This window comes from Raoultella sp. T31 (genome assembly GCF_002806725.1).
GTDB classification, from domain to species: Bacteria; Pseudomonadota; Gammaproteobacteria; order Enterobacterales; family Enterobacteriaceae; genus Klebsiella; species Klebsiella electrica.
The window spans coordinates 16,281-28,203 of record NZ_PIBO01000041.1; the positions used below are offsets into that span (position 1 = coordinate 16,281).

The 11,923-nt window shown below is 56.9% G+C and carries 11 protein-coding genes; 8 read left to right on the plus strand and 3 right to left on the minus strand.

Translation table 11 applies throughout. From position 1 onward, the window contains the following. Window positions 1–28: 28 nt before the first annotated feature. Window positions 29–493 (minus strand): acyl-CoA thioesterase YigI, encoded by a 465-nt coding sequence (gene yigI, locus CWM52_RS21630; RefSeq protein ID WP_100685961.1) that lies wholly within the window; start codon window positions 491–493, stop codon window positions 29–31. A 156-nt stretch (window positions 494–649) separates the two neighbouring features. Here yigI and pldA point away from each other — a divergent pair, with 156 nt between their 5' ends. The 3 genes from pldA to rhtC all read left to right on the plus strand — a co-directional run bounded on the left by pldA (window position 650) and on the right by rhtC (window position 4,119). Then, on the plus strand, window positions 650–1,522 hold the full coding sequence (pldA, locus tag CWM52_RS21635; protein ID WP_100685962.1) for a phospholipase A: 873 nt from the start codon (window positions 650–652) through the stop codon (window positions 1,520–1,522). Window positions 1,523–1,589: 67 nt separating this feature from the next. Continuing rightward, window positions 1,590–3,416 carry an ATP-dependent DNA helicase RecQ gene (gene recQ, locus CWM52_RS21640; RefSeq protein WP_100685963.1) on the plus strand — a complete coding sequence of 609 codons (1,827 nt, stop codon included), beginning with the start codon at window positions 1,590–1,592 and terminating at the stop codon, window positions 3,414–3,416. A gap of 82 nt (window positions 3,417–3,498) precedes the next feature. Next, the gene (gene rhtC / locus CWM52_RS21645; protein WP_100685964.1) at window positions 3,499–4,119 is read left to right on the plus strand and encodes a threonine export protein RhtC; all 621 of its coding nucleotides are present in this window, start codon (window positions 3,499–3,501) and stop codon (window positions 4,117–4,119) included. Window positions 4,120–4,164: 45 nt separating this feature from the next. Here the strand turns inward: rhtC and rhtB are convergent, their stop codons facing one another. Beyond that, window positions 4,165–4,785, minus strand: coding sequence for a homoserine/homoserine lactone efflux protein (gene rhtB / locus CWM52_RS21650; protein ID WP_100685965.1), 621 nt, complete (start codon window positions 4,783–4,785; stop codon window positions 4,165–4,167). 109 nt (window positions 4,786–4,894) lie between these two features. Here rhtB and pldB point away from each other — a divergent pair, with 109 nt between their 5' ends. The 3 genes from pldB (at window position 4,895) to CWM52_RS21665 (ending at window position 7,742) form a co-directional block, all read left to right on the plus strand. Further along, entirely contained in the window at window positions 4,895–5,887 is a 993-nt protein-coding gene (gene pldB / locus CWM52_RS21655) for a lysophospholipase L2 (RefSeq protein WP_100685966.1), read from the plus strand. 66 nt (window positions 5,888–5,953) lie between these two features. Beyond that, the gene (yigL, locus tag CWM52_RS21660; RefSeq protein WP_100685967.1) at window positions 5,954–6,754 is read left to right on the plus strand and encodes a sugar/pyridoxal phosphate phosphatase YigL; all 801 of its coding nucleotides are present in this window, start codon (window positions 5,954–5,956) and stop codon (window positions 6,752–6,754) included. An 88-nt stretch (window positions 6,755–6,842) separates the two neighbouring features. Then, window positions 6,843–7,742, plus strand: a complete 900-nt coding sequence (locus CWM52_RS21665; RefSeq protein WP_100685968.1) for a carboxylate/amino acid/amine transporter — start codon at window positions 6,843–6,845, stop codon at window positions 7,740–7,742. Here CWM52_RS21665 and metR read toward each other — a convergent pair. Next, the gene (metR, locus tag CWM52_RS21670; protein ID WP_100685969.1) at window positions 7,630–8,583 is read right to left on the minus strand and encodes an HTH-type transcriptional regulator MetR; all 954 of its coding nucleotides are present in this window, start codon (window positions 8,581–8,583) and stop codon (window positions 7,630–7,632) included. The two genes, CWM52_RS21665 and metR, sit on opposite strands and share 113 nt — an antisense overlap. Window positions 8,584–8,816: 233 nt before the next feature. Between metR and metE the strand changes: the two genes are divergently transcribed. Together metE and CWM52_RS21680 are read left to right on the plus strand one after the other, a co-directional pair. Beyond that, the gene (metE, locus tag CWM52_RS21675) at window positions 8,817–11,078 is read left to right on the plus strand and encodes a 5-methyltetrahydropteroyltriglutamate--homocysteine S-methyltransferase (RefSeq protein ID WP_100685970.1); all 2,262 of its coding nucleotides are present in this window, start codon (window positions 8,817–8,819) and stop codon (window positions 11,076–11,078) included. A 154-nt stretch (window positions 11,079–11,232) separates the two neighbouring features. Beyond that, entirely contained in the window at window positions 11,233–11,922 is a 690-nt protein-coding gene (locus CWM52_RS21680; protein ID WP_100685971.1) for a transporter substrate-binding domain-containing protein, read from the plus strand. Window position 11,923 lies beyond the last annotated feature (1 nt).

The following is an 11,923-nucleotide window of genomic DNA, read 5'->3' on the forward strand; positions in this document are numbered from 1 at the left end:
AACAATGATGTTACTTTATTTACCGCGATCAACCCACCATATACGTCGCCGTGGCGCTGGCGATATAGACCTGATCTTCGTTATGCAGCTCCACGCGGGCGACCGCGACCTTATTCCCGGCGCGTAACAGGCTGCTGGTGGCGGTAAAGTGCTCGCCGCGCCCAGGGCGCAGATAATCAACGCGCAGATCGATGGTCCCCATGCGCGACAGACGTTGGCGTAACTCTTCTTCGTTAATGGTGTCATGTCGGGTTAGCGTACTGCCTACGCACACCAGTCCTGCGGCTACATCCAGCGCGGAGGCGATGACCCCGCCATGCAGAATACTTTGCGCCCAGTTACCAACCATCATCGGCTGGTTTTTAAAGCTGAGCTGAGCAAACTCTTTTTCGTAACGCTCCAGCTTCAGGCCTAAGGCGCGATTAAAAGGCATGTGGTAGACAAAGATTTCTCCCACCAGCTTAAGGGCGGCTTCGGCTGTGAGTTCAGACATGACAATTGTATCCATTCGTTAATGAAATGTTGATTTTATGCTTCTAAAACGGTGATTTCCACTTTCAGAACGGATAAGCGGGCAGAGAGCCCGTAAACAGGTAGAATGAATCCCGGATAAAACAGAAATAATAATCACTCATTCAGGAGAACTGTAATGCGTATCTTTTTGGCGTGGCTGTTGGCGCTTAGCGCGCTTCCGGCTGGCGTTTTGGCGCAGGATGCACCGGTTAGTCATCCCGTTCATGATACCCCTGCGGTACGCGGCAGCATTATCGCTAACCTGTTGCAGGACCATGACAATCCTTTCCTGCTGTATCCCTATGAGAGCAACTACCTGCTCTATTCGTGGAGTAGCGATATCAACAAGGAAGCAATCTCCAGCTATGACTGGGCGAAAAATGCCCGCAAGGACGAAGTGAAATTCCAGCTTAGCCTGGCGTTTCCGCTGTGGCGAGGGATCCTCGGCGAGAACTCGCTGCTCGGGGCTTCCTATACGCAGAAGTCCTGGTGGCAGCTCTCCAACAGCAAAGAGTCCGCGCCATTTCGTGAAACTAACTATGAACCGCAGCTGTTTTTGGGATTTGCTACGGATTATCAGTTTGCCGACTGGACGTTGCGTGATGTCGAAATGGGTTACAACCACGACTCTAACGGCCGCTCGGATCCCACTTCCCGCAGCTGGAACCGCCTGTATGCCCGCCTGATGGCGCAAAATGGCAACTGGCTGGTGGAGGTGAAGCCCTGGTATGTCATCGGCAGCACCAACGATAACCCGGATATCACGAAATATATGGGCTATTATCGCCTGAAAATCGGCTATCAGTTGGGCGATGCTATCCTCAGCGCCCAGGGGCAGTATAACTGGAATACCGGCTATGGCGGTGCGGAACTTGGGGTGAGTTATCCGATAACCAAACATGTGCGTTTCTACACTCAGGTCTACAGCGGTTACGGCGAATCACTCATCGATTATAACTTTAACCAGACCCGGGTTGGCGTCGGGGTGATGCTCAACGATCTGTTTTAATCGTTGCACTCTGGCTCACTGGCGCTGAAAATAGCGCCTGTTTTCTTTTCAGGCAGACGGGGTCAACGTGGCGCAGGCGGAAGTATTGAATCAAACATTGCTGGCAAAGCAGGTTTTACAGGAAACCTTCGGCTACCAGCAGTTTCGCCCAGGCCAGGAAACCATTATCGATACGGCGCTGGGCGGGCGCGACTGCCTGGTCGTCATGCCGACCGGCGGCGGCAAATCGCTGTGCTATCAGGTGCCAGCGCTGGTGCTTGGCGGCCTGACGGTGGTGGTATCGCCGCTGATCTCGCTGATGAAAGATCAGGTCGACCAACTGCTGGCCAACGGCGTGGCCGCCGCCTGCCTTAACTCGACCCAGAGCCGCGAGCAGCAGCAGGAGGTCATGGCCGGCTGCCGCAGTGGGCAAATTCGCCTGCTGTATATCGCCCCCGAGCGCTTGATGCTGGATAATTTCCTTGAGCATCTCAGCCACTGGAACCTGGCAATGGTGGCGGTGGATGAAGCGCACTGTATTTCCCAGTGGGGGCATGATTTCCGTCCGGAATATGCTGCCCTGGGCCAACTGCGCCAGCGCGTGCCGCAGATTCCGTTTATGGCGTTAACCGCCACCGCCGATGACACCACCCGCCGGGATATCGTGCGTCTGCTGGGGCTGAACGACCCGCTGATTCAGGTCAGCAGCTTCGACCGCCCGAATATCCGCTACATGCTGATGGAGAAGTTTAAACCGCTCGATCAGCTGATGCGCTACGTGCAGGACCAGCGCGGCAAATCGGGCATTATCTACTGCAACAGCCGTTCGAAAGTGGAAGATACCGCCGCCCGTCTGCAAAGCCGCGGAATCAGCGCGGCGGCCTATCATGCCGGGCTGGAGAATGACATTCGTGCGGATGTGCAGGAGAAATTCCAGCGCGATGATCTGCAAATCGTGGTGGCCACGGTCGCTTTCGGCATGGGGATCAATAAACCCAACGTCCGCTTCGTGGTGCACTTCGACATTCCCCGTAATATTGAATCCTACTACCAGGAAACCGGTCGCGCCGGGCGCGATGGTCTGCCGGCGGAAGCGATGCTGTTTTACGATCCGGCCGACATGGCGTGGCTGCGTCGCTGTCTGGAGGAGAAGCCCGCCGGGCCGCTGCAGGACATTGAACGCCACAAGCTGAACGCAATGGGCGCGTTTGCCGAAGCGCAAACCTGTCGCCGTCTGGTGCTGCTCAACTATTTTGGCGAAGGGCGCCAGGAAGCGTGCGGCAACTGCGATATCTGCCTCGATCCGCCAAAACAGTATGACGGGTTAATGGACGCGCGTAAGGCGCTCTCGACCATTTACCGCGTGAACCAACGCTTCGGTATGGGCTACGTGGTGGAGGTCCTGCGCGGGGCCAATAATCAGCGTATCCGCGAGATGGCGCATGACAAGCTGCCGGTCTACGGCATCGGCCGGGAACAGAGCCATGAACACTGGGTCAGCGTGATTCGTCAGCTGATTCATCTTGGCCTGGTCACGCAAAATATCGCCCAGCATTCGGCGCTACAGCTGACCGAAGCCGCACGTCCGGTGCTGCGTGGTGAGGTTCCGCTGCAGCTCGCCGTTCCGCGTATCGTGGCGTTAAAGCCGAAGGCGATGCAAAAATCCTTCGGCGGTAATTATGACCGCAAGCTGTTCGCCAAGCTGCGCAAGTTGCGTAAAGCGATTGCCGATGAGGAAAATATCCCGCCGTACGTCGTCTTTAACGACGCGACGCTGATCGAAATGGCCGAACAGTCGCCGATAACCGCCGGTGAGATGCTGAGCGTGAACGGCGTCGGTACGCGAAAACTGGAGCGTTTCGGCAAAGAGTTTATGGCGCTGATCCGCGCGCACATTGATGGTGAAGATGAGTAGTCAGCCGGGTGAAAAAGTGTCAGGATAGTTTCGGTCTGCACTATATTCCTGCTAAATATTACCGATAGATTAGGGTTCAATCATGCTGATGCTTTTCCTCACCGTCGCGCTGGTGCATATCATTGCGCTGATGAGTCCAGGTCCGGACTTTTTCTTTGTCTCTCAGACCGCCGTTAGCCGTTCTCGTAAAGAGGCGATGATGGGCGTGCTGGGGATTACCTGTGGCGTGATGGTCTGGGCGGGCGTCGCGCTGCTTGGCCTGCACCTGATTATCGAGAAAATGGCCTGGCTGCATACCATTATCATGGTCGGCGGCGGCTTATACCTGTGCTGGATGGGCTATCAGATGCTGCGCGGTGCGCTGAAGAAAAGCGATGCGCCGGCGGCGGAGCCGCAGGTCGAGCTGGCCCGCAGTGGGCGCAGCTTCCTGAAAGGGCTGCTGATCAACCTCGCCAACCCTAAAGCGATTATCTATTTTGGTTCTGTCTTCTCACTGTTTGTCGGCGATAGCGTCGGCACGGGCGAGCGCTGGGGGATTTTCCTGCTGATCGTTCTGGAAACGCTGGTCTGGTTTACCATCGTGGCCAGCCTGTTCGCCTTACCGGCCATGCGTCGTGGTTACCAGCGAATGGCAAAATGGATCGACGGCATTGCCGGTACGCTGTTTGCCGGCTTCGGCATCCATCTGATCATTTCGCGCTAAGCGCGGATTTTCCCGGTTTGCTGAAGGCAAACCGGGCCTCTCCCGTCAGGCATGGCGTGCGGAAGCCAACAGCGCGCCTACCAGCATAAACAACGATCCGAAGATTTTGTTCAGCGCCTTCATCTGTTTCGGCCCCTTAATCCACGCGGCAATACGCTGCGCCAGCGTCGCGTAGCCAATCATCACGATGATATCCACCACGATAGTGGTGACGCCGAGTACCAGATACTGCATGACCTGCGGTTGATGCGGCACGATAAACTGCGGGAACAGGGCCGCGAGAAAGACAATGCTTTTCGGGTTGGTCAGGTTGACGAAAACCGCGCGCTGGAACAGTTTTCCGCGCGTTTGCGCCTTTGCCAGGGTATTAAGATTGAGCGATCCCGCCGCGCGCCACTGCTGAATCCCCAGCCAGATAAGGTAAGCCGCCCCGGCCCACTTCAGCACTTCAAAGGCCAGCACCGAGCGGGAAAACAGCGTTCCCAGGCCGATACCAACGAGGATGATATGAATCGCCAGCCCGGTTTGTAATCCGGCAATCGAGGCCGCCGCGCCGCGGTAGCCGTGGTTGATCGAGGTCGTCATGGTATTGATGGCCCCGGAACCCGGCGACAGGCTGAGGATAATGGATGTCAGCAGATAGGCGAACCACCACTCGAACGTCATGAGAAACTCCCTGATTGTCTGTTTTTATGCCACAATACGCTATTGCGTAAGCATTGTGTGATACGCGATAAAAAAATGATTTTCAGTGGTTAACAGGGGTGTAAGCCCGATGTTTCGGCAGCAAAAGGATTGGGATACACGAGAAAACGCGTTTGCGGCTTTTACGATGGGGCCGCTCACCGATTTCTGGCATCAGCGGGAAGAGGCGGAATTCAGGGGCGTAGACGATGTCCCGGTCCGTTTTGTTCGCTTTTGCGCCAAAGATAACGACCGGGTCGTGGTCATCTGTCCGGGGCGTATTGAAAGCTACGTTAAATATGCCGAGCTGGCTTACGATCTTTTCCACAGCGGTTTTGACGTGATGATTATCGACCATCGCGGCCAGGGGCGATCCGGGCGAATATTGACCGACAGCCATCGCGGCCACGTAGTGCGCTTTAGCGATTATGTCGACGATCTGGCCGCGCTCTGGCAGCAGGAAGTTGCCCCCGGCCACTGGCGAAAACGGTTTATCCTTGCGCATTCGATGGGGGGCGCCATCGCGACGCTGTTTTTGCAGCGCCACCAACAACATTGCGACGCCATTGCGCTGTGCGCGCCCATGTTTGGGATCGTGATGCGTTTCCCGGACTGGATGGTACGCCATATTCTCGATTGGGCTGAGGGCCATCAGCGCATTCGTGAAGAGTATGCGCTGGGTACCGGTCGCTGGCGGGCGCTGCCTTTTTCGGTCAACGTGCTGACGCACAGTCGCCAACGCTATCGCCGTAATCTGCGCTTCTATGCCGATGAACCGCAGCTACGCGTCGGCGGGCCAACCTACCACTGGGTGCGCGAGGGGATCCTCGCCGGGGAAGAAGCGCTGGCGGGCGTAGAGAAAGACACCACTCCCACATTGTTATTGCAGGCAGAAGAAGAACGTGTGGTCGATAACCGCATGCACGAACGCTACTGCGCATTCCGTGCCGCGGCAGGTCGGCCCTGCGAAGGTAATAAGCCGCTTGTCATCGAAGGGGCATACCATGAGATCCTTTTTGAAAAGGACGCTATGCGCTCAGTCGCGCTGAATGCCATCGTCGATTTTTTTGGTCGACATAATTAGAGCCTGATGGGCCTGGCTCTTAATCCGGCGAAACGCTCGTCGCTCTGCTTAGAGGTTAAAATTTTTATGTACCAGGTTGTTGCGTCTGACTTAGATGGCACGCTGCTTTCCCCCGATCACTACTTAACTCCCTACGCAAAAGAGACGCTGCAGCTGCTGACCGCGCGCGGGATCGATTTTGTCTTCGCAACCGGCCGTCATTACATCGATGTCGGTCAGATTCGCGATAATCTCGGCATTCAATCCTACATGATCACCTCCAACGGCGCGCGCGTGCACGACGGCGAGGGAAAACAGATCTTTGCCCATAACCTTGACCGCGACATCGCAGCCGATCTGTTTGAAATGATGCGCAATGACCCGAAAGTGGTGACCAACGTCTACCGCGAAGACGAGTGGTATATGAACCGTCATCGCCCGGAAGAGATGCGTTTTTTCAAAGAAGCCGTGTTCAACTACAAGCTCTACGAAGCGGGCGAGCTTGATCCGGACGGGATCAGCAAAGTATTTTTCACTTGCGAAGATCATGAGCATCTGCTGCCGCTGGAGCAGGCGATCAACGCCCGCTGGGGCGATCGCGTGAACGTCAGCTTCTCCACGCTGACCTGCCTGGAAGTGATGGCCGGGGGCGTGTCGAAGGGGCATGCGCTGGAAGCGGTTGCTAAAATGCTGGGCTATCGCCTGCAAGACTGCATCGCTTTCGGCGATGGCATGAACGACGCAGAAATGCTGTCGATGGCGGGCAAAGGCTGCATCATGCAGAATGCTCACCAGCGGCTGAAAGACCTGCATCCGGATCTGGAGGTGATCGGCAGCAACGCTGACGATGCGGTGCCGCACTATTTGCGTAAGCTCTATCTCGCCTGATAAAGATTGACGACTGTTTGTTTACCGACCAGTTGTCAACCTGACTCTTCGCTACAATGAGTGCACTTCTTCCTGAGAGACATTCATTGTGGCGCTACTGATTATTACCACTATCCTGTGGGCTTTTTCCTTTAGCCTGATAGGCGAATACCTGGCAGGTAGCGTTGATAGCTACTTTTCCGTGCTCATGCGCGTGGGGCTGGCGGCGCTGGTGTTTCTGCCGTTTCTGCGTACCCGCGGGCAATCGCCGCGTACTATCGTGCTCTACATGCTGGTCGGCGCGATGCAGCTTGGCATCATGTACCTGCTGGCATTCCGCGCCTATGTGTACCTGACGGTTTCTGAATTCCTGCTGTTTACCGTTTTTACGCCGCTTTATATCACGCTGATTTACGATTTGCTGAGCGGACGCAAGCTCCGCTGGGGATATCTGCTGAGCGCGGGACTGGCGGTACTGGGCGCGGCGATTATTCGCTATGACAAAGTGAGCGATCATTTCTGGACCGGGCTGCTGTTGGTTCAGCTGTCGAACCTCAGTTTTGCTATCGGCATGGTGGGCTATAAGCGCCTGATGGAGTTGCGTCCGATGCCGCAGCACAACGCCTTTGCGTGGTTCTATATGGGGGCTTTCCTGGTGGCGGTAGCGGCCTGGTTTATGCTGGGTAATCCGCAGCGGTTGCCAACCACCACGCTACAGTGGGGCGTGCTGGTCTGGCTGGGCGTGGCGGCGTCGGGGCTGGGCTACTTTATGTGGAACTACGGAGCCACGCAGGTGGATGCCGGCACGCTGGGCATTATGAATAACGTGCACGTGCCAGCCGGGCTGCTGGTTAACCTTGCCATCTGGCAGGAGCAGCCCCACTGGCCGAGCTTTATTACAGGGGCTCTGGTGATCCTGGCCTCACTGTGGGTCCATCGCCGTTGGGTCGCTCCGCACTCCGGACAAAGGGCAAATGATCGCAAGCGTGATTCCGCGCTGAGCGAATAAACGCTTCGGTGATCGGCTGACGCTGTTCGCCGTCGCGTACCGCGGCGTACAGTCGGCTCCACAGTCCTTCGCCCAGGGTTTTGGTGACCACCAGACCCTGGCGCTCAAAACTTTCCACCACCCAGTGCGGCAGGGCAGCGATGCCCATCCGCGCGGCGACCATCTGGATTAACAGCAGGGTATTATCAACGCTTTTGAGCTGCGGGCTGATACCGGCCGGCTGCAGGAAGTGGCGCCAGATATCCAGGCGACTGCGTTGAACCGGATAAATCAACAGCAGTTCCGACGCCAGATCTTCCGGCGCGATGCGCGTTTTCGCCGCCAGCGGATGCTCCGGCGCCAGCACCAGACGGACTTCATAATCAAACATTGGCGAATAGTGCAGGCCGCTACGCGGCAGGATATCGGACGTCATGACCAGGTCCAGCTCGCTTTGCTGCAGGGCGGGCTGCGGGTCAAAGGTGACGCCAGACTGGAAATCCACTTCGACGTGCGGCCAGCGGGCGCGGAAACTCTCCAGCGCCGGAGTCAGCCATTGAATACAGCTATGACACTCGATAGCGATGCGCAGGCGGGTTTGCTGCGGCTCGTGGCAGTCCTGCAACGCACGGCTGATTTGCGGCAGAACCTGGTTTGCCAGTTGCAGCAGGATCTCCCCCTGCGGCGTGAAGCGCAGAGGCTGACTTTTACGTACAAACAAGCGGAAGCCAAGGCGCTGTTCCAGATCGCTGAACTGGTGAGACAAGGCGGACTGGGTTTGATGCAGTGCTGCCGCAGCGCCTGCCAGAGACCCGCTGTTCCGCAACGCCTGTAGCGTTTTCAGGTGTTTAATTTCGATCATGAAAGTCCTTCACTTCGGCATGAATAATTTGCGCTTGAGGAATATACAGTACCTGTCAATTATGGATGTGTAAACATCTGGATGGCTAAATCCTGTGTCTTTCGAATTTATGGTGCGTTGGCTGCGCTTGCTCACCCCGGTCACTTACATGAGTAAGCTCCCGGGGATGATCAAGTTTGCCGCCTTCCCTAAATCCGAAATCCTTCGGATTAAAAAATTATGAGGTCTTAAAAATGACAATTATTAATCACACCCTCGGTTTCCCTCGCGTTGGCCTGCGTCGGGAGTTGAAAAAAGCGCAAGAGAGCTACTGGGCGGGTAACTCGACCCGCGAAGAACTGCTGGCGGTGGGCCGCGAGCTGCGCGCCCGCCACTGGGGGCAGCAGCAGCAAGCGGGCGTTGACCTGCTGCCGGTGGGCGATTTCGCCTGGTACGACCATGTTCTGACCACCAGCCTGCTACTGGGTAACGTGCCGGCTCGTCATCAGAACAAAGATGGCTCGGTTGATATCGATACCCTGTTCCGCATTGGCCGCGGCCGTGCGCCGACCGGCGAACCGGCGGCAGCGGCAGAAATGACCAAATGGTTTAACACCAACTACCACTACATGGTGCCAGAGTTCACCAAAGGCCAGCAGTTTAAGCTGACCTGGACCCAGCTGCTGGATGAAGTGGACGAAGCGCTGGCGCTGGGTCATAAGATTAAACCCGTCCTGCTGGGACCGGTGACTTATCTGTGGCTCGGCAAAGTAAAAGGCGAACAGTTTGACCGCCTGAGTCTGCTGAACGACATTCTGCCGGTTTATCAGCAGGTGCTGGCAGAGCTGGCAAAACGCGGTATCGAGTGGGTGCAGATTGACGAGCCGGCTCTGGTGCTGGAGCTGCCGCAGGCGTGGCTGGATGCGTTTAAACCAGCGTATGACGCGCTCGCAGGTCAGGTTAAGCTGCTGCTGACCACCTACTTTGAAGGCATCACCGCTAACCTCGACACCATCACCGCGCTGCCGGTACAGGGCCTGCATGTTGACCTGGTTCACGGTAAAGATAATGTGGCCGATCTGCACCAGCGTCTGCCAGCCGACTGGCTGCTCTCTGCGGGCCTGATCAATGGCCGCAACGTCTGGCGCGCCGACCTGACGGAGAAGTATGCGCAAATTAAAGATATCGTCGGTAAGCGCGAATTGTGGGTTGCCTCTTCCTGTTCTCTGCTGCATAGCCCGATCGATCTGAGCGTGGAAACCCGCCTCGATGCGGAAGTGAAAAGCTGGTTCGCCTTCGCCCTGCAAAAATGTGCCGAGCTGGCCCTGCTGCGCGATGCGCTGAACAGCGGCGATACGGCGAAACTGGTGGAATGGAGCGCGCCGATTCAGGCTCGCCGCCACTCAACCCGCGTGCATAATGCCGCAGTGGAAAAACGCCTGGCGGCGATTACCGCACAGGACAGCCAGCGTAACAGCCCTTATGCAGAACGCGCCCAGGCGCAGCGCGCGCGCTTTAATCTGCCGGCGTGGCCGACCACGACCATCGGCTCTTTCCCACAAACTACCGAGATCCGCGGCCTGCGCCTGGACTTCAAAAAAGGCAACCTGGATGCGAACAACTACCGCACCGGTATCGCTGAACACATCAGGCAGGCGATTGTAGAGCAGGAACGTTTAGGGTTGGATGTTCTGGTTCACGGCGAAGCCGAGCGTAATGACATGGTGGAGTACTTCGGTGAACACCTCGACGGGTTCATCTTCACGCAAAATGGCTGGGTACAGAGTTACGGTTCCCGCTGCGTGAAGCCGCCGGTGGTTATCGGCGATGTCAGCCGCCCGGAAGCGATCACCGTTGAGTGGGCGAAGTTTGCCCAGTCGCTGACCGACAAACCGGTGAAAGGCATGCTGACCGGTCCGGTGACCATCCTGTGCTGGTCCTTCCCGCGTGAAGATGTCAGCCGCGAAACTATCGCTAAGCAGATTGCGCTGGCGCTGCGTGATGAAGTGGCGGATCTGGAGGCCGCCGGTATCGGTATCATCCAGATTGATGAACCGGCGCTGCGTGAAGGTCTGCCGCTCAAGCGTAGCGACTGGGATGCTTACCTGCGGTGGGGCGTGGAAGCCTTCCGGATCAATGCCGCGGTGGCGCGGGATGATACCCAGATCCACACCCATATGTGTTACTGCGAGTTCAACGACATCATGGATTCGATTGCCGCGCTGGATGCGGACGTGATTACCATCGAAACCTCGCGTTCTGACATGGAGCTGCTGGAGTCGTTTGAAGAGTTCGAATACCCGAATGAAATCGGGCCGGGCGTGTATGACATCCATTCGCCGAACGTCCCGAGCGTGGAGTGGATTGAAGCGTTGCTGGCGAAAGCGGCGCAGCGTATCCCGGCGGAACGTCTGTGGGTTAACCCGGACTGCGGCCTGAAAACCCGCGGCTGGCCGGAAACCCGCGCCGCACTGGCCAACATGGTGAAAGCCGCGCAGAACCTGCGCCAGGCATAATTTTGTCACCCCCGTCCCGGAGGAGGCTCAGGCCTCCTCTTCTTTTGTCTTTTTTGTTCCGTAGCGGCAAATGCACCGTTCAACCTGCGGAGTTTCCCCGTCTGGGCTACGCTTAGCTGCACTGAGCAAGCACTGATATTCCCGGGGGAGAATGATGACCAGGCCCGACGATCCGCAGCGGTCTTTATGTTTTGCTATTAATCTGGGGAACCCGGTTCTCGCCACGCTATTGCCGGATAACACCCCTGGCGGCATCACCGCCGAGTTAGCCAAAAAACTGGCCGCTGAATGCGGTTGCGAGGCGCGGTTTGTGACCTGGCCGACGGCCGGAAAAGTGGTTGATGCGGCCCCACTGGATCAGTGGGATATTGCTTTCCTGGCAATTGATCCCGCGCGTGAAGACCAGCTGTGCTTCACCCCGCCCTATGTCACGATTGAAAGTTCATTGCTGGTCAGAAACGACAGCGATATCCACTCCGTACAAGAGATGGATCGCCCGGGCGTGACGATTAACGTCGGGAAAGGGGCGGCCTATGAACTGTATCTGATTCGAACGTTACGCCAGGCGACGATGCAGCAATACGCGACCTCCCAGGAGGCAATCCGCGCGTTTATCGCCGGGGAAGGGGATATGGTTGCCGGGATCCGTCAACCGCTTGCCAGCGTGGCGCGGGAATATCCGCAGTTTCACCTGTTGCCTGATAGCTTCAGCCAGATACAGCAAGCGATTTGCGTTCCCCGGAACAGGCTACAGCACTATGAATTTGTCTGTGGTTGCCTGGCGACATGGATGAATGACGGAACGATCGCCGATATGATTAACCGCCATATCGGCAACCGTTAGC